Here is a 21,972-nt window from a genome sequence, read left to right on the forward strand (position 1 = left end):
GGAGTCAGGGCTCGTAGCGCGCCGGGTGCTTCGGGTCGTCGACGCGGATCACCACGTCGGACAGCGACACCGGGCCGACTTCCTGTTCGTAGCGTTCGTAGGCCGGGAGCGCCCATTCGTCGGGCACCCGCCGTTTGAGCGCGGCGGGCGAGAGCCACAGGTGCACGCTCAGGTCGAAGACGAGTCCCGTGCCGAACAGGAATTCGCCGTCCAGCACGACGACGCCGCCTTCGGGCAGTTCGACGCGTTCGGCACGGGTGGCGCGATCGCGCACCGGGTCCCACAGCGAGGGCAGGACTCGGCCGCTGCCGTCCTCGGCGAGCGGGTCGAGCACCTCGCGGCGCAGGGCACCGAGGTCGAGCCAGTCGCTGTAGCGCGAGTCCGGATCCTCTTTGCCGCGTTCGAAACGCAACGAGGCGGGGCGGAGGAAGTCGTTCGCCGAGATCCGCAGCGCCGCGTGACCGGCGACCCGCAGGGGATCCACCAGGGCGTCGGCGAGTTCTGTGGTGTCTGTCGCACCGGCCGCGCCGTCGACGGCGACCGCGATCCGGCGGCGGTCCGTGATCGCTGTGATGCGTTCGGTCAGTTCGGAAACCAGCAGAGCGGGAGAAATCGGACGGTAGCGCACAGAAAGAGATCCTCCACCCGGACCGGTGACTGTCGCACGGTACACCCGATGGGATGATGGGCCGGTGACCAAAGCAGTGGCCAAAACAGCTGGAAGTGGTTGGCAGGTAGGCGTTTCCCAAACGGTGCCGCACAGCAGCACCCAGGTGTGGGAATTCCTGGTCGGTCGCGAGGGCGTGGGGATCTGGCTCGGCCCCGGCGCCGAACTCGGCCGTGAGCCGGGCGCGGGATACGAGACGGCCAACGGGACGACGGGCGAGATCCGCGGCCGTTCCGAGGGCACCGAACTCCGGCTGACCTGGTGGCCGAAGGACTGGGACCACGACTCGACCCTGCAGATCACGGTGAGCGGCACCGAGCAGAAGTCCACGCTACGGTTCCATCAGGAATGGCTCGCGGGCGCCGACGAACGCGAAGAACAGCGGGCATACTGGTCCGAAGTGACCGAGCGGGTGGTGGCCGCGCTGGCCGAACGCTGACCGGCGCGCAGGGGAGGCGTACCGATGGTGGCAGCCGAAGAAGTCACGACCCCTGGCTGGGATTTCGTCCAGGAACCGCACCAGGTCTCCGCGCTGCTGCGGGAAGACGGCGGGGTCCGGAAGGTGCGCATGCCCCGCGGCCTGGAGGTCTGGGTCGTCACCGGGTACGCCGATGCCCGCGCTGTGCTCGCGGATCCCCGCGTGGGCAAGGACACGGCCGAGATCCGGCGCCTCTTCGAACGCGACGGTTTCGAATCCGCCGGTGACAGCGCCGTCCGCGCGCTGAACGGGCATATGCTCAACTCCGACCCGCCGGACCACACACGGCTGCGGAAACTGGTCAACCAGGCCTTCACCTCGCGCACCGTTTCCCGCCTGCGGCCGAGGATCGAACAGATCGCCGCGGAACTGCTGGACGACATCGGTGACGCCGAACGCGTCGACCTGCTGCCCGCCTTCGCCGTCCCGCTGCCGATCCGGGTGATCTGCGAACTGCTCGGCGTGCACGCGGGCGATCAGCCGGAGTTCGCGCGGTGGTCGAACACGATGCTCGCCTGGTCGACGCCGGAGGAACTCCGCGCAGCGGCGACACAGATGCACGCGTACCTGGTCGGCCTCATCGAGGAAAAGCGCGCCGAACCAGCCGATGACCTGCTTTCGGGCCTGATCAACGCCAGTGACGAGGGTGACTCGCTCTCCGGGGAAGAACTGCTGTCGATGGCGTTCCTCCTGCTGGTGGCGGGATTCGAGACCACGGTCAACCTCATCGCGAACAGCGTGTTCGCCCTCCTGTGCGAACCCGATCAGCTCGCCACGCTGCGCGCCGATCTCACGTTGCTGCGCGGAGCTGTCGAGGAGTTCCTGCGCTACGACGGCGCGATCCACCTGGCGACCATCCGGTTCACCAGGGAACCCGTCCGGGTCGGCGACGTCGAGATCCCGGCGGACGAGTTCGTGCTCGTTTCCCTGCTCGGCGCGAACCGGGACGCCGAGCGGTTCGAAGACCCGCAGCGGCTGAACGTCACCCGGCAGGCGACCGGGCATCTCGCGTTCGGGCACGGGATCCACCACTGCGTCGGCGCCCCGCTGGCCAGGCTGGAGGCCGAGATCGCGTTGCGCGGCCTGCTGGAGCGGTTCCCGGACCTCGGCCTGGACGCCGACCCGGAAACCTTGCGGTGGCGGGAAAGCACCCTCGTCCACGGCCTCGAAACCCTCCCTGTTCGCCTGCGCTGATCCCAGCGTGTCGTAGGGTCGCCGGATGGACGCCGCCGAACTCCTCGCGCTCGACGCGGAACACGTCTGGCACCCGTACGGGCCGATGCCGAGCCCGATCGACTCGCTGCTGGTCCGCGAGGCGAACGGCGTCCGGCTCACCCTCGACGACGGCCGCGAACTGGTCGACGGCATGTCGTCCTGGTGGGCGGCGATCCACGGCTACCGGAACCCGGTGCTGGACGCGGCGCTGGCCGAGCAGGCGGGCCGGATGAGTCACGTGATGTTCGGCGGGCTCACCCACGAACCGGCCATCAGGCTGGCGAAGACGCTGGTCGATCTCGCGCCGGACGGCCTGCGGCACGTGTTCCTGTGCGATTCCGGGTCGGTGTCGGTCGAGGTCGCCGTCAAGATGTGCCTGCAGTACTGGCAGTCGGTGGGGCGCAAGGAAAAGCGGCGCCTGATGACCTGGCGCGGCGGCTACCACGGCGACACGTTCACGCCGATGAGCGTCTGCGACCCCGAAGGCGGGATGCATTCGCTGTGGCGCGGGATCCTGCCGGACCAACTGTTCCTGCCCAAACCTCCCGGCGGGTTCGGCGACGAGCCGGATCAGGCCTACCTGGGCCTGCTCGCGTCCGAAATCGAGCGGCACGCGGGCGAACTCGCCGCGGTCATCGTCGAGCCGGTCGTGCAGGGCGCCGGCGGGATGCGGTTCCACCCGCCCGCGTACCTGCGCGCGCTGCGCGAGATCACCGAGGCCAACGGCGTCCTGCTCATCTTCGACGAGATCGCCACCGGTTTCGGCCGCACCGGCCGGATGTTCGCCGCCGAGCACGCCGGGGTCACCCCGGACGTCTTGTGCCTGGGCAAGGCGCTGACCGGCGGTTACCTGACGATGGCGGCGGCGCTGTGCACGCCGGAGATCGCCGACGGGATCTCGCGAGGCGAACTGCCGGTGCTGGCGCACGGCCCGACGTTCATGGCGAACCCGCTGTCCTCTGCCGTCGCCAACGCTTCGCTGGGAATCCTGGCCGAAGGCGGCTGGAAGTCCGACGTCCCGCGGATCGAAGCCGCGCTGAAGGCCGGTCTCGAACCGGCTCGCGAGCTGCCGTCGGTCGTCGACGTGCGGGTGCTCGGCGCCATCGGCGTGGTGGAACTGGACCACCCGGTGGACATGGCCGTCGCGACCGAGATCCTCACGGGGAACGGGGTCTGGCTGCGCCCGTTCCGGAACCTGATCTACACGATGCCGCCCTACGTCACCGACGCGGAAGACCTCGCGACGATCACCTCGGCCGTGGTCGCGGCCGCACTAAAAGCCTGAAACGGACCGAATTCAGCCTAAAGAGTGTGACGGCGGCCACAGCAATCCGGAAAGGCCACGCTGGGTACAGAGCGTGGTCGCGGCTGATCCCGGTCAAGCGAACGGGCGAGTCCGATCGAGACCTTGTCCGGGTGTTTTGTCAGGAAAAGGCGTTATGCCCTAGTTCTCCGGCGCACAAGCAAACCTGAGAAACCTTTGCATAGCGGACTTTTGCGCGCCGATCAGGTTTCCTGCCCCCATGATCGACATCGTTGGTGACGAGCACGACACCGGGCCCCCGGGCCGCCGCGACAATCCCGCATCGACCCTCCTGAAGAACCTTCGCCACGACCTCCCGGCTTCGGTCGTCGTCTTCCTCGTGGCAGTCCCGCTCTCGCTCGGCGTCGCACACGCCGCCGGAGCCCCCTTGCTCGCCGGACTCATCTCCGCCGTCGTCGGCGGACTCGTCGCGAGCTTCTTCGGCGCTTCCGTCCTTCAGGTCAGCGGTCCGTCCGCCGCGCTGACCGTCGTCCTCGCGGAGACCATCGCCACCTTCGGCTGGGCCGCCACCTGCGCGATCACCGCCGCCGCGGGTGTGGTCCAGATCCTCTTCGGCGTCAGCCGCGTCGCACGGGCCACCCTGGCGATCTCGCCTGCCATCGTGCACGGCCTGCTCGCCGGGATCGGCCTGATCATCATCCTCGGCCAGCTGCACGTCGTACTCGGCGGCGCGGCGCAGGGCTCCACGATCGCGAACATCCTCGCGCTGCCGGGCCGCATCATCGGCCACCACGACCAGGCCGCGGTGGTCGGCGTGGTCACCGTCGGTGTCCTGCTGGCGTGGACCCGGATGCCGCGTTCGGTGCGCCGCGTCCCCGGCCCGCTCGCCGCCGTCGCGCTGGCGACCGGCCTTTCCGTCGCGGTGGGCATGGACCTGCCGCGCGTCGACCTCCCGAACGGCTTGCCAGGGCTGGGTTTCGTCCCTGAGGCGCCGTCCGGGTCCTGGGTGGCGATCATCGGCGCCGTGCTCACCATCGCGCTCATCGCCAGCCTGGAGAGCCTGCTTTCCGCCGTCGCCATCGACAAACTGCGCGACGGGCCGCGCACCGACCTCAACCGCGAACTGATCGGCCAGGGCCTGGCGAACGTCGCCGCCGGGTCGCTCGGCGGGTTCCCGGTCACCGGCGTCGTCGTACGCACCATGACCAACTTCGAAGCGGGCGCCCGGACCAGGATGTCGGCGATCCTGCACAGCGTCTGGATCCTCGGCTGCTGCCTGTTCCTGGCGGGCGCGCTGCGGCAGATCCCGCTCGCCGCGCTCGCCGGTCTCCTCGTCTACGTCGGCGCCAAACTCGTCAACGTCACCAGCCTCCGTGAGGTCCGCCGCCACGGTGACCTGCCGGTCTACCTCGCGACCCTGCTCGGCGCGGTCGCCGTCAACCTGCTCACCGGGGTCGCCGCGGGGATCGCGGTGGCGCTCGCGCTGATGCTGCGGCGGATGCTGTTCTCCGGGATCCACGTCGAACAGGACGGCCCGCGGACCCGTGTCGTCATCGAAGGCGCGCTCACTTTCCTTTCCGTGCCAAGGCTCACGACCGTCCTGGCCGAAGTCCCCGAGCGTTCGGAAGTGACGCTGGAACTGTTCGTCGACTACCTCGACCACGCCGCTTTCGACTGCCTGCGCGGCTGGCAGCGCACGTACGAACGCGCCGGGGGAGTCGTGATCGTCGACGAGGTCGGGCATCCGTGGTTCGAACGCGGCAAGGCCGGGATGCCGACCGTGCGGCGTGGCGTCGCGTCCAGGGTGGTGCCGCGCTGGCTCGCGCCGTGGTCGGAATGGCAGGCCGAACACCTCGAACTGCCGAGCCAGCGGGGAGGCAGCGTCCCGTTGTGCCGCGGCGCTTCGGAGTTCCAGCGGCGGACCGCGCCGCTGCTGCGGAGCACCTGGGACGGGCTGGCGAACGGCCAGCAGCCGCACACGTTGTTCGTCACCTGTGGCGACGCGCGGATCGTGCCGAACCTGATCACCACCAGCGGCCCGGGTGACCTGTTCACCGTGCGGAACATCGGGAACCTCGTCCCGCACGCCGGCGCCGAAGCGGATTTCTCGGTGGGGGCGGCGATCGAGTACGCCGTCGGTCTTCTGCGGGTGCGGGAAGTGGTGGTGTGCGGGCATTCCGGCTGCGGGGCGATGAAGGCGTTGCTCGGCGACGCGCCCACCGGGCTCGTGCACCTCGGCGGCTGGCTGCGGCATGGCGAGGCGACGATGCGGCGCCAGGCCAGTGAAGGGCCGGTGCTGCTCGACGGTGCCCGCCCCTCGCAGGAGGGTGATCGGCTCGCTTTGCACAACGTGGTGCAGCAGCTGGAAAACCTGCGTTCGTACCCGGTGGTCGAGGCCGCGCTGGCCCGCGGCGAACTCCGGCTCACGGGGATGTACTTCGACGTCGGGAAGGCGAACGTGTACCTGCTCGACGCTGCGCACCGGTCGTTCACTTCGGCGGCTTCGCCGGTGAAGTCCTGAGTCGTGAGTGGCAAGTGTCGTTCTAACCCCACTTGCCACTCACGAGGACTGGACCGCCGGGTGCCACAGGCGGCGCAACCAGTCGGCGAAACGCGTGCCACCGGCGGATCACCCCCTAAACTCGATTCCGTGCGTGAATACTTCTCTCGCCGCCGCGCGGCGCTGCGTTCCCTGCTGGCCGACTCCGGGGTGGACGCGCTGCTGGTCACGGACCTGCTCAACATCAGGTACCTGACCGGCTTCACCGGGTCCAACGCCGCTCTCCTCGTCCACGAGGGCGGTGACGACAAGACGATCTTCTGTACCGACGGCCGCTACACGGTCCAGTCGGCGACAGAGGTGCCCGATCTCGAACGGGTGCTGGACCGTGCGAGCGCGGCGAAGCTGGCCGATCTGGCGGCCGAGAAGAAGCTCGGCAAGACCGGGTTCGAGAGCCAGCACGTCAGTGTCGAGCAGCACGAAGACCTCAAGGTTCGCTTCGACCGTGTCGAGCTGGTCCGGACGCCCGGTCTCGTCGAGCAGCTGCGGCTGGTCAAGGACGAGCAGGAGATCGAGGCGCTGCGCCAGGCGTGCGCGGCGGCCGACAGGGCGCTGGAGGACCTGGTGTCCGCCGGGGGGCTCCGGCCAGGCCGCACCGAGCTGGACGTCGCCCGCGACCTCGAGAATCGCATGCTCGGCCACGGCTCGACCGGGCCGTCGTTCGACACGATCGTCGCGGCGGGCGCCAACTCCGCGATCCCGCATCACCGGCCCACCTCGGCCGCGCTCGTGACCGGCGGTTTCGTCAAGATCGACTTCGGCGCCACGGTCGACGGCTACCACTCGGACATGACCCGCACGTTCGTCATCGGGAAGCCGGCGGCGTGGCAGGAAGAGATCTACGAGCTGGTCCAGCGTGCGCAAGCGGCGGGCTGTGACGCCGTTCTTCCCGGCGCCGTGGTGTCCGAAGTGGACAAAGCGGCCCGTGGTGTCATCGTCGACGCGGGACGTGGAGAGGAGTTCGGCCACGGTCTCGGCCACGGCGTCGGACTGCAGGTGCACGAGGCGCCCAGCCTCGCCGCCACCGGCGTCGGTACACTATCCGCCGGTATGGCCGTCACCGTCGAACCTGGTGTGTATCTGCCCGGACGCGGAGGCGTGCGCATCGAGGACACGCTGGTCGTGCGGGAAGGTACGCCCGAACTCCTCACGCTGAGCACCAAGGACCTCGTGGTCGTCTGACGGCGGCCCGGAAGATCGACACAGGAGACTGCACACTCGTGGCCACCACCAACGACCTGAAGAACGGGCTCGTCCTCAACCTCGACGGCCAGCTCTGGACCGTCACCGCGTTCCAGCACGTCAAGCCGGGCAAGGGCGGTGCGTTCGTCCGCACCACGCTCAAGCACGTGCTGACCGGCAAGGTCGTCGACAAGACCTTCAACGCGGGAACGAAGGTCGATACGGCCACCGTCGACCGCCGCAACATGACGTACCTGTACAAGGACGGCACGGACTTCGTGTTCATGGACTCGGAGACCTACGACCAGATCACCGTGCTGGCCGAGACCGTCAGCGACAACGCGAACTACCTGCTCGAGAACTTCGAGGTCCAGGTCGCGGTGCACGAGGGCGTCCCGCTGTACATCGAGCTGCCGACCTCGGTCGAGCTGCTCGTCCAGCACACCGATCCCGGCCTGCAGGGCGACCGCTCCACCGGTGGCACCAAGCCGGCCACCCTGGAGACCGGCGCCGAGATCCAGGTGCCGCTGTTCCTCACCACCGGCGAGAAGATCAAGGTCGACACCCGTGACGGCCGCTACCTGGGCCGCGTCTCCAACTGATGGCTGACTCAGGCAAAGCCGGCAAGTCCCCGAACCGCGGCGGGCCGATCAGCCGTCGTCAGGCCCGCAAGCGCGCTGTCGAGATGATGTACGAGGCCGCCCAGCGCGGTGCCGACGCGGTGACACTGCTCGCGGGCAGGGTCGGTTCCGTCGAGGTCGACCCGATCGCCGACTACACGATCTCGCTGGTCGAGGGCGTCACCGGGCGCAAGACCCAGATCGACGAGCTGCTCTCGGAGCACGCTCAGGGCTGGACGCTGGACCGGATGCCTCCGGTGGACCTCGCGGTGCTGCGGGTCGGCGTCTACGAGCTGCTGTGGGCCACGGACGTGCCGGACCCGGTCGCCATCGACGAGGCGGTCGGGCTGGCGAAGGAGCTGTCGACCGACGACTCGCCGCGGTTCGTGAACGGCGTGCTCGGCCGCATCGGCACGATCGCCGACAGGCTCAGGGCTGTCTTGTGACAAGGGTGACCACGATCAGGTGACCAACGCCAAGGCGACCAAGGCTAAGGCGACCAAGGTCTTTTGATCCCTTGAAGTCGCGCGTTTTGGCCGTCAGGCCTCGGAAACGCGGCTGCGGGCCGCCTTCATGTTAACGGGCCGTGCCTTGCCAAGGCACGGCCCGTAGACGTGTTTCCGGTCGCGCGATAAACAAGGCTGCGCGATGGACCATTCAGTCCTCTTTGGACGGTCGAGCCTCGGGCGGCAGCACACCCCAGTCGATCAGCTGCTCGGTGAGCTCACCGGGGGTCATGTCGTAGATGATCGCCAGCGAACGCAGGTCCTCGGTGCGGATCGAGAGCACCTTGCCGTTGTAGTCGCCCCGCTGGCTCTGGATGGTGGCCGCGTAGCGGGCGAGCGGTCCGACCTTCTCCGCCGGGAGCTGCTGAAGGCGCTCCAGGTTGATGACGATCTTCGTGGCGGGTTCGGCGCCCGACGGCACCCGGCCCTCCGGCAGCAGCTCGACCACCGGCACGCCGTAGAAATCGGCGAGCTCGGCGAGCTTCTGCACGGTGACGGCGCGGTCGCCACGCTCGTACGAACCGACGACGACGGCCTTCCAGCGGCCTCCGGACTTCTGCTCGACCCCGTGCAGGGACAGGCCCTGCTGCTGGCGGATCCCGCGGAGCTTGGCCCCGAGCGCCTTGGCGTAATCGCCCATCTGGTGGTTCTCCGTTTCCTCACCCCCAACCGGTCGGGGTGACCGATCCAGGGGACTCCTAGAGTCGAATACTCAGAGTAATGGTTACGCATAGTTGTCACCAGGTCAAGCGGGTGCTTTCGCGAGGCCTTCGTCACCTGGGGCGCGCCACCCGTAAGAATGAGGCTCCGTTCCTGCTAGTGTCGACTCGATTTCCTCGCTACGCAGGAAGTCGACGTCCTTTAAGGACCCGTCCAGAGAGGCGGGGAAGGAGGTCCGCCTTGTCGTCACGCCCGCGTGGCGCGGCGGAACCGGCGGGAGAGCGCGAGCTGCTCTCGTCCGGGGATGTCGCGCGCACGATCGCCCGAATGGCTCACCAGGTCATCGAGAAGACCGCTCTCGGTGCCGGTGGCTCGACTCCACCCGTGTTGCTGGGCATCCCCACTCGGGGTACCCCGCTCGCCCTGCGGCTCGCGGACAAGATCGCCGAGTTCTCCGGCATCCGTCCGCCGACCGGCGCGCTGGACATCACGCTCTACCGTGATGATCTCCGCCGCCGCCCGCCCCGCGCGCTCGAACATTCGCAGCTGCCGCCGACCGGTATCGACGACGCGGTGGTGATCCTGGTCGACGACGTGCTTTTCTCCGGCCGCACCGTCCGCGCCGCCCTCGACGCCCTGCGCGACCACGGCCGCCCGCGCGCGGTCCAGCTGGCCGTGCTGGTCGACCGCGGCCACCGCGAACTACCGATCCGCGCCGACTACGTGGGCAAGAACGTGCCCACCTCACGTGCCGAGGGGATCGAGGTCCTGCTGTCCGAGGTGGACGGACGGGACACGGTTCTGCTGCGGTCGTTGAAGGACAGCGCTTCACCAGAAGGAGACCGATCGTGAAGCACCTGCTCGCCACCGACGGGCTCGACCCGGCGCTCGCGACAGCCGTGCTGGACACCGCCGAAGAGCTCAAGCACACCCTGCTGGGCCGCGAGGTCCGCAAACTGCCCACGTTGCGTGGCCGCACCGTCATCACGTTGTTCTACGAGAACTCGACCCGCACCCGCGTCTCGTTCGAGATCGCGGGGAAGTGGATGAGCGCCGACGTGATCAACGTCTCCGCGTCCAGTTCCTCGGTCAACAAGGGCGAATCGCTGCGGGACACCGCGCTGACGCTGGCCGCGGCCGGCGCCGACTGCGTGATCATCCGGCACCCCGCTTCCGGGGCGGCACAGCGGCTTTCGGGCTGGCTCGCCGAAGCCGGGACGGCGGTCGTCAACGCGGGGGACGGCACCCACGAGCACCCCACCCAGGCGCTGCTCGACGCGGCGACGCTGCGGGAGCGCCTCGGATCGTTCGAGGGACGCCGGATCGGGATCGTCGGCGACGTCCTGCACAGCCGGGTGGCGCGGTCGAACATCCACCTGCTCTCCTCGCTGGGCGCGGAAGTGGTGCTCGTCGCCCCGCCGACGCTGCTGCCCGCGGGCGTGGAGAGCCTGCCGGTCACGGTGTCGCACGAACTCGACGCCGAACTGCCCGCGCTCGACGCGGTCATGATGCTGCGGGTCCAGGCGGAACGTATGCACGGGGGCTTTTTTCCTTCGGCACGCGAGTACTCGATCGCTTACGGCCTCAACGAGCGGCGGATGAAGCTCCTGCCCGAGCACGCCGTCGTCCTGCACCCCGGCCCGATGCTGCGCGGGATGGAGATCGCCTCGGCGGTCGCCGACTCCCCGGCCTCGGCCATCACCGAACAGGTCCGCAACGGCGTCCACGTGCGCATGGCGGTCCTTTACCACCTGCTTGCCAGCGAAGGAGCCGCCGCGTGACCACCGTCCTGATCAAGGGCGCCCGACCCTACGGAGAGGGCGACCCGGTCGACGTGCTCGTCGAGGACGGGGTCATCACCGACATCGGAAGCCTGGACGTCCCTGAAGACGCCGAGGTGATCGACGCGGGCGGCCAGGTGCTGCTCCCCGGTTTCGTCGACCTGCACACCCACCTGCGCGAGCCCGGCCGCGAGGACACCGAGACCATCGCCACCGGTTCGGCCGCGGCCGCGCTCGGCGGCTACACCGCGGTGTTCGCCATGGCCAACACCGATCCGGTGGCCGACAACGCGGTGATCGTCGACCACGTGTGGCGGCGCGGCCAGGAGGCCGGGCTGGTCGACGTGCACCCGGTCGGCGCGGTCACCGTGGGCCTCAAGGGCGAGAGGCTCGCCGAGCTGGGCACCATGGCGAAGTCCGAGGCCCGGGTGAAGGTCTTCTCCGACGACGGCCTCTGCGTCGCGGACCCGCTGCTCATGCGCCGCGCGCTGGAGTACTCGACGGCGCTCGGCGTGGTCATCGCCCAGCACGCCGAGGAGCCGCGGCTGACCGTCGGCGCGCAGGCGCACGAAGGTGAGCAGGCCGCGCGCCTGGGCTACACCGGCTGGCCCGCTTCGGCGGAGGAGTCGATCGTCGCCCGCGACTGCCTGCTCGCCCGGCACGCGAACGCGCGGTTGCACATCTGCCACGTGTCCACCTCGGGCACCGCCGACATCCTGAAGTGGGCCAAGGAGCGCGGTACCAAGGTCTCGGCCGAGGTCACCCCGCACCATCTGCTGCTGACCGACGAGCGGCTCGCGACCTACGACCCGGTCAACAAGGTCAACCCGCCGCTGCGCACCGGATCCGACGCCGAGAAGCTGCGCGCCGCGCTGGCCGAGGGCGTCATCGACTGCGTCGCCACCGACCACGCGCCGCACGCCGTCCAGGACAAGGACTGCGAGTGGAACTCGGCCCGCCCCGGCATGCTCGGTCTCCAGACCGCGCTGTCGATCGTGGTCGAGACCATGGTCTCGACCGGCCTGCTGGACTGGCGCGGTGTCGCGCGGGTGATGAGCGAGCGGCCCGCCGAGATCGGGAACCTGTCCGACCACGGCCGTCCGATCGAGGTCGGCGAGCCGGCCAACCTGACGCTGGTGGACCCGGACGCCGAATGGACCGTGCGGGGCTTCGAACTCGCCAGCATCTCGAGCAACACCCCGTACGAAGGAATGCGGCTCCCCGGCGTGGTGACGGCGACGTTGCTGCGCGGGCGGATCACCGCGCGGGAAGGGAAGATCGCACCATGAGCGACCGGATTCTGCTGACCCTGGGGGTCTTCGCCTTCTTCCTCGTCTGCGTCCTCCTGATGTGGCGCGGCTGGCGGCGCAAGTCGCGGGCGCAGAGCGTCCAGGTGCCGCCGTTCGCCGAGATCCCGGCCGAGCCCGGCGAGGCGCTCATCGAATCGGTGGGCGTCTACATCAGCACGACGACGGCGGGGCACTGGCAGGAGCGCGTGGTCACCCGCGGCGCGGGCCTGCGCACCGGCGCGGTCTGGCGGCTGCACGAAGACGGCATCGCCATCGAACGCGGCGGCGCCCCGGACTTCTGGATCCCGCGCGCCTCGGTCACCGGCGTCCGCAAGGACAAGGGGATGGCCGGGAAGGTGATGGGCATCGACGCCCTGCTGGTCATCACCTGGCTCGCCGGGGACGTCGAACTGGACACCGGATTCCGCGGCGACGACGTCGACGACTATCCACAGTGGATCGAAGCTTTGCAAGACATTCCCAACGACATCAAGGGAGGTGCCTGATGAGCACCGCGAACAACACCAGGACCCCCGCCGCGCTGGTCCTCGAAGACGGCAGGGTGTTCCGCGGCTCCGCGTACGGCGCCCGCGGCCGGAGCCTGGGTGAGGCGGTGTTCTGCACCGGGATGACCGGCTACCAGGAGACCTTGACCGACCCCTCCTACCACCGGCAGATCGTGGTCCAGACCGCGCCGCAGATCGGCAACACCGGCTGGAACGACGAGGACGACGAGTCCTCGCGCATCTGGGTTTCCGGCTACGTCGTCCGCGACCCCGCGCGCACCCCGTCGAACTGGCGCGCCAAGCGCACGCTCGATGAGGAACTGGAGCGCCAGGGCGTCGTCGGGATCTCCGAAGTGGACACCCGCACGCTGACCCGGCACCTGCGCGAACAGGGCGCCATGCGGTCCGGCGTCTTCTCGGGTGACGCACTGGGCAGCGACGAGCAGATGCTCGCCGAGGTGCAGGCCAGTCCGCAGATGAAGGGCGCCGACCTCGCCGGCGAGGTCAGCACCAAGCAGACGTACGTCGTCGAAGCGCAGGGCGAGCGGAAGTTCCGGGTCGCCGCGCTGGACCTGGGCATCAAGTCCAACACCCCGCGGATGATGGCCGCCCGCGGCATCGAGGTGCACGTGCTGCCCTCGTCGTCCACTGTGGACGATCTGCTCGCTGTCGAGGCGGACGGCGTGTTCCTGTCCAACGGTCCCGGCGACCCGGCGACCACCGCGCACGCGACGGAGCTGACGAAAGCGGTGCTGCAGCGGGAGATCCCGCTGTTCGGCATCTGCTTCGGCAACCAGATCCTCGGCCGCGCGCTGGGGCTGGGCACCTACAAGATGCGCTACGGCCACCGCGGGATCAACATCCCGGTGATCGACGTGGCGACCAAACGCGTCGCGATCACCGCGCAGAACCACGGGTTCGCCCTCGAAGGCGAGCCGGGTCAGCGGTTCGAGACGCCGTTCGGCGCCGCGCAGATCTCGCACTACTGCCCGAACGACGACACCGTCGAAGGTGTCCGCGCGTTCGACGTCCCCGCGTTCTCGGTGCAGTACCACCCCGAGGCCGCCGCCGGCCCGCATGACGCGGCCCCCCTGTTCGATGAGTTCGTGAGCTTGATGGAGAAGGCCAAGTAATGCCGAAGAGGACAGACATCCAGCACGTGCTGGTGATCGGCTCCGGGCCGATCGTGATCGGCCAGGCGGCGGAGTTCGACTACTCCGGCACCCAGGCCTGCCGCGTACTCCGCGAAGAGGGACTGCGGGTCTCGCTGGTGAACTCGAACCCGGCGACCATCATGACCGACCCCGAGTTCGCCGACGCCACCTACATCGAGCCGGTCACGCCGGAATTCGTCGAGAAGGTCATCGCCGAGGAGCGTCCCGACGCGATCCTCGCGACCCTCGGCGGCCAGACGGCGCTGAACTGCGCCGTCGCCCTGCACGAGCGCGGTGTCCTGGAGAAGTACGGTGTCGAGCTGATCGGCGCCGACGTCGAAGCCATCCAGCGCGGTGAGGACCGGCAGAAGTTCAAGAACATCGTCGCCGAAATCGGCGCCGAGACCCCGCGTAGCCGCGTCTGCAACACGATGGACGAGGTCCGCGCGACCGTCGCCGACGTCGGCCTCCCGGTCGTCATCCGGCCGTCGTTCACCATGGGCGGGCTCGGCTCGGGCATGGCGCACACCGACGAGGAACTGGAGCGGCTCGCCTCCACCGGCCTCGACGAGTCGCCGGTCACCGAGGTGCTCATCGAGGAGAGCGTCCTCGGCTGGAAGGAGTTCGAACTCGAGCTCATGCGCGACCGGCACGACAACGTGGTGGTCGTCTGCTCGATCGAGAACATCGACGCGATGGGCGTGCACACCGGCGACTCGGTCACCGTCGCGCCCGCGATGACCCTGACCGACCGCGAGTACCAGCACATGCGCGACGTCGGCATCGACGTGCTGCGCGCGGTCGGCGTCGACACCGGCGGCTGCAACATCCAGTTCGCGATCAACCCGGCCGACGGCCGCATGGTCGTCATCGAGATGAACCCGCGCGTGTCCCGGTCGAGCGCGCTGGCGTCGAAGGCGACCGGTTTCCCGATCGCCAAGATCGCCGCGAAACTCGCCATCGGCTACACGCTCGACGAGATCCGCAACGACATCACCGGCGAGACCCCGGCGGCCTTCGAGCCGACGCTGGACTACGTCGTGGTGAAGGTGCCGCGGTTCGCCTTCGAGAAGTTCCCCGGCGCGGACCCCACGCTGACCACGACGATGAAGAGCGTCGGCGAGGCGATGTCGTTCGGCCGCAGCTTCCCCGAAGCCCTCGGCAAGGCGCTGCGCTCCATCGACACCAAGGCCACCGGCTTCTGGACGCGCCCCGACCCCGAAGGCGCGACGCTGGAGTCCATTTTGGACGCCCTGCGCACGCCGCACGACGGCCGGCTCTACGAGGTCGAGCGGGCGCTGCGGTTCGGTGGCACCGTCGAGCAGATCCACGAGGCCTCGGGCATCGACCCGTGGTTCATCGACCAGATCGCCCTCATCGGCGAGGTCGGCTCCGAGGTCCGCGACGCCCTGGTGCTGGACGAGCCGCTGCTGCGGCGCGCCAAGCGGATCGGCCTCTCCGACCGCCAGATCGCTTCGCTGCGGCCGGAACTGGCGGGGGAGGACGGCGTCCGCGCGCTGCGCCGCCGTCTCGGCGTACGGCCGGTGTACAAGACCGTCGACACCTGCGCGGCCGAGTTCGCGGCCAAGACGCCGTACCACTACTCGGCCTACGAGACCGATCCCGCCGCGCAGTCGGAGATCACCGCGCAGACCGAGAAGCCGAAGGTCCTGATCCTCGGCTCCGGGCCGAACCGCATCGGGCAGGGCATCGAGTTCGACTACTCGTGCGTGCACGCCGCGATCGCCCTGCGCGAGGCCGGTTTCGAGGCCGTCATGGTCAACTGCAACCCCGAGACCGTCTCCACCGACTACGACACCTCGGACAGGCTCTACTTCGAGCCGCTCTCGTTCGAGGACGTGCTGGAGGTCGTCAACGCCGAGCAGGAGTCGGGCACCGTCGCCGGGGTCATCGTGCAGCTGGGCGGCCAGACGCCGCTCTCGCTCGCGAAGCGCCTCGCCGACGCCGGTGTCCCGGTGATCGGCACCTCCCCGGACGCGATCCACCTCGCCGAGGACCGCGGCGCGTTCGGCGAGGTCCTCACCGACGCCGGGCTGCCCGCGCCGAAGTACGGCACGGCGACCTCGTTCGAGGGCGCGAAGCGGATCGCCGACAAGATCGGCTACCCGGTCCTGGTGCGGCCGTCCTACGTGCTGGGCGGGCGCGGCATGGAGATCGTCTACGACGAGGAGTCCCTGGCCGGCTACATCCACCGCGCCACCGAGGTCACGCCCGAGCACCCGGTGCTGGTCGACCGCTTCCTCGACGACGCCATCGAGATCGACGTCGACGCGCTCTTCGACGGCGAAGACCTCTTCCTCGGCGGCGTCATGGAGCACATCGAGGAGGCCGGGATCCACTCCGGCGACTCCTCGTGCGCGCTCCCGCCGATCACGCTGGGCCGGACCGACATCGAGACGGTGCGCCGCTCGACCGAGGCCATCGCGCGCGGCGTCGGCGTCCGCGGGCTCCTGAACGTCCAGTACGCGCTCAAGGACGACGTCCTGTACGTCCTGGAGGCCAACCCGCGCGCGTCGCGGACGGTGCCGTTCGTGTCGAAGGCGACCGCGGTGCCGCTGGCCAAGGCCGCGGCGCTGATCATGACCGGCTCGTCGATCAAGGACCTGCGCGCGTCCGGCGTCCTCCCGGCCGAGGGTGACGGGGGCCACATGCCCGCCGATTCGCCGGTCGCGGTCAAGGAGGCGGTCCTGCCGTTCCACCGCTTCCGCACCCCCGAAGGCCACGGCGTCGACTCGCTGCTCGGCCCGGAGATGAAGTCCACCGGCGAGGTCATGGGTGTCGACGTTTCCTTCGGGAAGGCGTTCGCCAAGTCACAGGCGGGTGCCTACGGTTCGCTGCCGACGTCGGGCAAGGTCTTCGTCTCCGTCGCCAACCGCGACAAGCGTTCGCTCGTGTTCCCGGTGAAACGGCTGGCGGACCTCGGTTTCGAGATCCTCGCCACCTCGGGTACGGCGGAAGTCTTGCGGCGCAACGGGATCGCCTGCACCGTCGTGCGCAAGCACTACGAAGGTTCGGCCGAAGGCGAACAGAACGTCGTGGATGTCATCCTCAGCGGCGAAGTGCAGATGGTGATCAACACTCCTTACGGCAACAGCGGTCCGCGGATCGACGGCTACGAAATCCGTACCGCCGCGGTGTCGCGGGACATCCCCTGCATCACCACCGTGCAGGGCGCCGCGGCGGCCGTGCACGGGATAGAAGCCGTCATCAAGGGCGACATCGGCGTCCGATCGCTGCAGAGCCTCCAGGCGGCGCTGAAGGCCAAGGCGTGAGCGGGCGGTTCGGGGCGAGGCTGGCGCGGGCGGTCGCGGAAAAGGGACCGCTCTGCGCCGGGATCGACCCCCATCCCGGGTTGCTCCAGGCGTGGGGTCTCCCGGCGGACGCGGGCGGTTTGGAGAAGTTCGCCCTCACCGCCGCCGAGGCGATCGCGCCCGAGGTCGCGGTCATCAAGCCCCAGTCGGCCTTTTTCGAGGCCTACGGGCCTCCTGGGGTCGCTGTCCTGGCCAAGACGATGAAGGTGTGCCGGGAGGCGGGCGCGCTCGTCCTGCTGGACGTCAAGCGCGGCGACATCGGTTCCACGATGGCGGCGTACACGGCGGCTTTCCTGCCGCCCGGCGCGGAACTCGAGGCCGACGCCATAACGGTGTCCCCCTACCTCGGGTTCGGCTCGCTGGACTTCGCCGTCGAGGTTGCGCAGGCGCAAGGCAAGGGCCTGTTCGTCCTCGCGCGCACCTCCAACCCGGAGGCGCAGGGATTGCAGAACGCCTTGCTGCCCAACGGAAAGACTGTCGCGCAGGACATCGTCGACACGGCGGCGGCGTACAACGCCGGTGTCGGGCCACTGGGTGACATCGGTGTCGTCGTCGGTGCCACCATCGCGCCGGGAGAACTCGATCTGAGCAAGCTGAACGGTCCTGTCCTGGCGCCCGGTTTCGGGGCCCAGGGGGCCACTCCGGCCGATTTGCGCGCCCTTTTCGGGCCGGGACTGCCGGGTGTGCTCCCCGCGTCGTCCCGCGACGTCCTCAAGCACGGACCGGACCCCGAATCCCTCCGTGCGGCCGTTCGGAGGACACGGGATTCCCTCGGACCCCTGGAAAAAGGCCAATAGCAGGCCCGGGAATCCGTCATGACCAGCCACCCCCGCATTGTGGGCCGAGGTAACGGGTGGGTACCGTCGCCACACCCACCCAGATTTGAGAACTACCGGAGGAAAACGTGGCACTTCCCCAGCTGACAGAGGAACAGCGCGCTGCGGCGCTGGAGAAGGCCGCCGCCGCCCGCCGCATCCGTGCTGAGCTGAAGGAGCGGCTGAAGCGGGGCGGTACCACTCTGGTCGACGTGTTGAAGCAGGCCGAGGAGAACGAAGTCCTCGGCAAGATGAAGGTCTCGGCTCTGCTCGAGGCTCTTCCGGGTGTCGGCAAGGTCCGCGCCCAGCAGACCATGGAACGACTGGAGATCGCACCCAGCCGTCGTCTCCGCGGCCTCGGCGACCGGCAGCGCAAGGCGCTGCTGGCCGAATTCAGCGGCGAGTGAGCGGCACCGGTCAGGACCACCCGGCGAACCCGGGCGCTGACCGCGGCGGTGAGCCGGTGGCGGGAGTCGAATCCCGGCACCGGCTCACGGTCGTATCAGGGCCTTCCGGGGTCGGGAAGTCGAGCGTGGCGGGGGAGCTGCGCAAGCTGGATCCGGAGATCTATTTCAGCGTCTCGGTGACCACCAGGAAGCCGAGGCCGGGTGAGGTCGACGGCGAGCACTACCATTTCGTCGACCGCGCCGAGTTCGACCGCATGGTCACCGACGGCGAACTGCTGGAACACGCCGAGTTCACCGGCAACTGCTACGGCACTCCGCGCGAGCCCGTCGAGCGGGCGCTGGCCGCCGGGCGCAACGCCATCCTGGAGATCGAACTCCAGGGCGCGCGGCAGGTCCGCAAGGCGATGCCGGAGGCCCGGCTGGTGATGCTGATGCCGCCGTCGTGGGACGAACTGGTCGGCAGGCTGACCGGCCGCGGCACCGAGAACGAGGCCGCGGTGAAGGCCAGGCTGGCCGAGGCGGAGCGCGAACTCGCCGCCGCCGGGGAGTTCGACGAGCGCGTCGTCAACGCCGACGTGCGAGACGCCGCCGAGCAGTTGCTAAACTTGATAATCGGCGACCTGACACTTGAAGATTCGGAGCACCACGAGTGACGACCATGTCCACGCTCGGTATTCACGAAGAGCTCGAAGGCATCACCAACCCGCCGATCGACGACCTGCTGGAAAAGGTCAGCTCGAAGTACGCGCTGGCGATCTACGCGGCCAAGCGTGCTCGCCAGATCAACGACTACTACGCCCAGCTGGGCGAGGGTCTGCTGGAGTACGTCGGCCCGCTGGTCGAGCCAGGCCCGCGCGAGAAGCCGCTGTCCATCGCCCTGCGCGAGATCCACGGTGGCCTGCTCGAGCACACCGAGGGTGAGTAAACCCCGGGTTGTTCTAGGCGTGGGTGGCGGGATCGCCGCCTACAAGGCCTGTGAGGTCCTGCGCGGACTGACCGAATCCGGTCACGACGTCCGCGTGGTCCCCACCGAAGCCGCGCTGAACTTCGTCGGCGCGGCCACCTTCGAGGCACTTTCCGGGAACCCGGTGCACACCGGCGTTTTCACCGAAGTGCCCGAGGTCCAGCACGTCCGCGTCGGCAAGGAAGCCGACCTGGTGATCGTCGTGCCCGCCACGGCGAACCTGCTCGCCAAGGCCGCGCACGGCATCGCGGACGACCTGCTGACGAACACCCTGCTCACCGCCCGGTGCCCGGTGGCCTTCTTCCCGGCGATGCACACCGAGATGTGGGAGCACCCGGCCACCCGCGACAACGTGGCGCTGCTGCGTTCGCGCGGCCTGGTCGTCGCCGAACCCGCCGCCGGCAGGCTCACCGGCAAGGACACCGGTAAGGGGCGGCTCGCCGATTCCGCCGAGATCGTCGACCTCGCGCGACTCCTGCTCGCGGTGCCGGACGCCCTCCCGCGCGACCTCGAAGGCGTGCGCGTGGCGATTTCCGCGGGCGGCACCCGTGAGCCGCTGGACCCGGTCCGGTATCTGGGCAACCGCTCGTCGGGCAAACAGGGCTACGCGCTGGCCCGCGTCGCCGCCCAGCGCGGCGCGGAGGTCACCTTGGTGGCCGCGCACACTGTCGCGCTGCCGGAGCCCGCGGGCGCGAAGGTCGTCCACGTGTCGACCGCCGAGGAGATGCGCCAGGCGATGCACGCCGAAGCCGCTTCCGCCGACATCCTGGTGATGGCCGCCGCCGTCGCCGACTTCCGGCCGTCGAACCGGGCCGATCACAAGATCAAGAAGTCCGACGATTCGCCGGACCCCGTGGTCGAACTCGCGCGCAACGCGGACATCCTGGCCGAACTGGTGCGGAACCGGACAGAAGGCCAGGTGGTCGTCGGGTTCGCCGCGGAAACCGGCGACGACAAGGGTGGCGTTCTCGAGCATGCGCGGGTCAAACTCAAGCGCAAGGGAGCGGACCTGCTGGTGGTGAACGCCGTCGGGGAGGGGAAGGCGTTCGGCACCGAGGACAACTCGGGCTGGTTGCTCGGGGCCGACGGGACCGAGATCCCGATCCCGCTGGGAGCCAAGGCCGAACTGGCGTCCACATTGTGGGACGCTGTTGTGACCTTGATGAAGCGTTGAGAGCTCCTCGAACGATAGTCAGTAGGCTTGAGTACAAGCTGAGGGGTGCCTAACTTTCTAGGCATCAGACGTCTAGGTGAGGGAGTGACGGCCACCGTGACCGCGTCCACGAGCAGACTGTTCACATCGGAGTCAGTGACTGAGGGTCATCCCGACAAAATTTGCGACGCCATCAGTGACTCGATCCTGGACGGCCTCTTGGCCAAGGACCCGCGCAGCCGGGTGGCGGTCGAAACCCTGATCACCACGGGCCAGGTGCACGTCGCCGGCGAGGTGACCACCGAGGCCTACGCGGACATCCCGACGATCGTCCGCGACGTGATCCTGAAGATCGGCTACGACTCGTCGGCCAAGGGCTTCGACGGGAACTCGTGCGGCGTCAACGTCGCGATCGGCTCGCAGTCGCCGGACATCGCGCAGGGCGTCGACACCGCGTACGAGTCGCGCGTCGAGTCCGACGAGGACGAGATCAACCGCCAGGGCGCCGGCGACCAGGGCCTGATGTTCGGCTACGCCTGCTCGGACACCCCCGAGCTGATGCCGCTGCCGATCGCGCTGGCCCACCGGCTCTCGCAGCGGCTGACCCGGGTCCGCAAGGACGGCGTGCTGCCGTACCTGCGCCCGGACGGCAAGACCCAGGTCACCATCGAGTACGCCGGTGATCAGCCGGTGCGGCTCGACACGGTGGTCGTGTCCACCCAGCATGCGGACGGCATCGACCTGGAGCAGATGCTCGGCGTCGACGTCCGCGAGCACGTGGTCGCGCCGGAGATCGCCGAGCTCGGGCTCGACACCTCCAACGTGCGGCTGCTGGTCAACCCGACCGGCCGCTTCGTCATCGGCGGCCCGATGGGTGACGCGGGCCTGACCGGCCGCAAGATCATCGTCGACACCTACGGCGGCATGGCCCGTCACGGTGGCGGCGCGTTCTCCGGCAAGGACCCCTCCAAGGTGGACCGCTCGGCCGCGTACGCGATGCGCTGGGTGGCGAAGAACGTCATCGCCGCCGGGCTCGCCACGCGCGCCGAGGTCCAGGTCGCGTACGCGATCGGCAAGGCGGCCCCGGTGGGCCTCTTCGTCGAGACCTTCGGCACCGAGACGGTCGACCCGTCGAAGATCCAGGCCGCCATCACGGAGGTCTTCGACCTGCGTCCGGCCGCGATCATCCGCGACCTCGACCTGCTTCGCCCGATCTACGCGCCGACGGCCGCGTACGGCCACTTCGGCCGTCCCGAGCTGGGTCTCCCGTGGGAGAGCACGGCGCGGGCCGCGGACCTGAAGTCGGCCGCGGGCGCCTGATTCGCCAGCTCCGCTCAAGTACATGAAGGCCCCCTTCCTTGCGCCTAGGTACAGGAAGGGGGCCTTCATGTACCGGCCACGCGGTACGGCCAGTGGCGA

Annotated in this window: 21 protein-coding genes; 19 read left to right on the forward strand and 2 right to left on the reverse strand. The window is 69.2% G+C overall.

What is annotated here, in order from left to right; genetic code table 11:
- Positions 1 to 4 precede the first annotated feature (4 nt).
- Positions 5 to 628 (reverse strand): nucleoside/nucleotide kinase family protein, encoded by a 624-nt coding sequence (locus tag ACZ6YV_RS15655; protein WP_465510244.1) that lies wholly within the window; start codon positions 626 to 628, stop codon positions 5 to 7.
- Positions 629 to 752: 124 nt separating this feature from the next.
- On the opposite strand from ACZ6YV_RS15655, the gene ACZ6YV_RS15660 reads away from it, so the two are divergent.
- The 7 genes from ACZ6YV_RS15660 (at position 753) to nusB (ending at position 8,432) form a co-directional block, all read left to right on the forward strand.
- Positions 753 to 1,106, forward strand: coding sequence for an SRPBCC domain-containing protein (locus ACZ6YV_RS15660; RefSeq protein ID WP_465510405.1), 354 nt, complete (start codon positions 753 to 755; stop codon positions 1,104 to 1,106).
- Positions 1,107 to 1,130: 24 nt separating this feature from the next.
- Complete coding sequence (locus tag ACZ6YV_RS15665; protein WP_465510245.1) at positions 1,131 to 2,339, forward strand: cytochrome P450 family protein; 1,209 nt, start codon at positions 1,131 to 1,133, stop codon at positions 2,337 to 2,339.
- A gap of 25 nt (positions 2,340 to 2,364) precedes the next feature.
- Entirely contained in the window at positions 2,365 to 3,645 is a 1,281-nt protein-coding gene (locus ACZ6YV_RS15670; protein WP_465510246.1) for an adenosylmethionine--8-amino-7-oxononanoate transaminase, read from the forward strand.
- A 238-nt stretch (positions 3,646 to 3,883) separates the two neighbouring features.
- Positions 3,884 to 6,145 carry a bifunctional SulP family inorganic anion transporter/carbonic anhydrase gene (locus tag ACZ6YV_RS15675; protein ID WP_465510247.1) on the forward strand — a complete coding sequence of 754 codons (2,262 nt, stop codon included), beginning with the start codon at positions 3,884 to 3,886 and terminating at the stop codon, positions 6,143 to 6,145.
- A 129-nt stretch (positions 6,146 to 6,274) separates the two neighbouring features.
- Positions 6,275 to 7,366 (forward strand): M24 family metallopeptidase, encoded by a 1,092-nt coding sequence (locus ACZ6YV_RS15680; RefSeq protein ID WP_465510248.1) that lies wholly within the window; start codon positions 6,275 to 6,277, stop codon positions 7,364 to 7,366.
- Positions 7,367 to 7,404: 38 nt separating this feature from the next.
- Positions 7,405 to 7,968: an elongation factor P gene (gene efp / locus ACZ6YV_RS15685; protein WP_378237784.1), complete on the forward strand. Its 564-nt coding sequence runs from the start codon at positions 7,405 to 7,407 to the stop codon at positions 7,966 to 7,968.
- Positions 7,968 to 8,432, forward strand: coding sequence for a transcription antitermination factor NusB (nusB, locus tag ACZ6YV_RS15690; RefSeq protein WP_378237786.1), 465 nt, complete (start codon positions 7,968 to 7,970; stop codon positions 8,430 to 8,432). The genes efp and nusB overlap by 1 nt, the downstream gene beginning before the upstream one ends.
- A 211-nt stretch (positions 8,433 to 8,643) precedes the next feature.
- Here the strand turns inward: nusB and bldD are convergent, their stop codons facing one another.
- A complete protein-coding gene (gene bldD / locus ACZ6YV_RS15695; protein ID WP_003096372.1) occupies positions 8,644 to 9,132 on the reverse strand; it encodes a transcriptional regulator BldD in 489 nt (162 codons plus the stop codon).
- A gap of 260 nt (positions 9,133 to 9,392) precedes the next feature.
- On the opposite strand from bldD, the gene pyrR reads away from it, so the two are divergent.
- The 12 genes from pyrR to metK all read left to right on the forward strand — a co-directional run bounded on the left by pyrR (position 9,393) and on the right by metK (position 21,873).
- On the forward strand, positions 9,393 to 10,004 hold the full coding sequence (gene pyrR / locus ACZ6YV_RS15700; protein WP_378237787.1) for a bifunctional pyr operon transcriptional regulator/uracil phosphoribosyltransferase PyrR: 612 nt from the start codon (positions 9,393 to 9,395) through the stop codon (positions 10,002 to 10,004).
- Complete coding sequence (locus ACZ6YV_RS15705) at positions 10,001 to 10,933, forward strand: aspartate carbamoyltransferase catalytic subunit (RefSeq protein WP_034311667.1); 933 nt, start codon at positions 10,001 to 10,003, stop codon at positions 10,931 to 10,933. Before pyrR ends, ACZ6YV_RS15705 begins: the two co-directional genes overlap by 4 nt.
- Positions 10,930 to 12,222 (forward strand): dihydroorotase, encoded by a 1,293-nt coding sequence (locus ACZ6YV_RS15710; protein ID WP_465510249.1) that lies wholly within the window; start codon positions 10,930 to 10,932, stop codon positions 12,220 to 12,222. The genes ACZ6YV_RS15705 and ACZ6YV_RS15710 overlap by 4 nt, the downstream gene beginning before the upstream one ends.
- Positions 12,219 to 12,728 carry a PH-like domain-containing protein gene (locus tag ACZ6YV_RS15715; protein WP_465510250.1) on the forward strand — a complete coding sequence of 170 codons (510 nt, stop codon included), beginning with the start codon at positions 12,219 to 12,221 and terminating at the stop codon, positions 12,726 to 12,728. Before ACZ6YV_RS15710 ends, ACZ6YV_RS15715 begins: the two co-directional genes overlap by 4 nt.
- A complete protein-coding gene (gene carA / locus ACZ6YV_RS15720) occupies positions 12,728 to 13,861 on the forward strand; it encodes a glutamine-hydrolyzing carbamoyl-phosphate synthase small subunit (protein WP_465510251.1) in 1,134 nt (377 codons plus the stop codon). Before ACZ6YV_RS15715 ends, carA begins: the two co-directional genes overlap by 1 nt.
- Positions 13,861 to 17,175, forward strand: coding sequence for a carbamoyl-phosphate synthase large subunit (carB, locus tag ACZ6YV_RS15725; RefSeq protein ID WP_465510252.1), 3,315 nt, complete (start codon positions 13,861 to 13,863; stop codon positions 17,173 to 17,175). The genes carA and carB overlap by 1 nt, the downstream gene beginning before the upstream one ends.
- Positions 17,172 to 18,011, forward strand: a complete 840-nt coding sequence (pyrF, locus tag ACZ6YV_RS15730; RefSeq protein ID WP_465510253.1) for an orotidine-5'-phosphate decarboxylase — start codon at positions 17,172 to 17,174, stop codon at positions 18,009 to 18,011. Before carB ends, pyrF begins: the two co-directional genes overlap by 4 nt.
- A 107-nt stretch (positions 18,012 to 18,118) precedes the next feature.
- The gene (gene mihF / locus ACZ6YV_RS15735) at positions 18,119 to 18,436 is read left to right on the forward strand and encodes an integration host factor, actinobacterial type (protein WP_003096398.1); all 318 of its coding nucleotides are present in this window, start codon (positions 18,119 to 18,121) and stop codon (positions 18,434 to 18,436) included.
- The gene (gmk, locus tag ACZ6YV_RS15740) at positions 18,433 to 19,089 is read left to right on the forward strand and encodes a guanylate kinase (RefSeq protein ID WP_378237796.1); all 657 of its coding nucleotides are present in this window, start codon (positions 18,433 to 18,435) and stop codon (positions 19,087 to 19,089) included. The genes mihF and gmk overlap by 4 nt, the downstream gene beginning before the upstream one ends.
- A 5-nt stretch (positions 19,090 to 19,094) precedes the next feature.
- A complete protein-coding gene (rpoZ, locus tag ACZ6YV_RS15745) occupies positions 19,095 to 19,361 on the forward strand; it encodes a DNA-directed RNA polymerase subunit omega (RefSeq protein WP_364025271.1) in 267 nt (88 codons plus the stop codon).
- Positions 19,354 to 20,574: a bifunctional phosphopantothenoylcysteine decarboxylase/phosphopantothenate--cysteine ligase CoaBC gene (gene coaBC / locus ACZ6YV_RS15750; protein WP_465510254.1), complete on the forward strand. Its 1,221-nt coding sequence runs from the start codon at positions 19,354 to 19,356 to the stop codon at positions 20,572 to 20,574. The genes rpoZ and coaBC overlap by 8 nt, the downstream gene beginning before the upstream one ends.
- Positions 20,575 to 20,670: 96 nt before the next feature.
- Positions 20,671 to 21,873: a methionine adenosyltransferase gene (metK, locus tag ACZ6YV_RS15755; protein WP_181772746.1), complete on the forward strand. Its 1,203-nt coding sequence runs from the start codon at positions 20,671 to 20,673 to the stop codon at positions 21,871 to 21,873.
- The last annotated feature ends 99 nt before the right edge of the window (positions 21,874 to 21,972 follow it).

This window comes from Amycolatopsis sp. NPDC102522 (genome assembly GCF_055584485.1).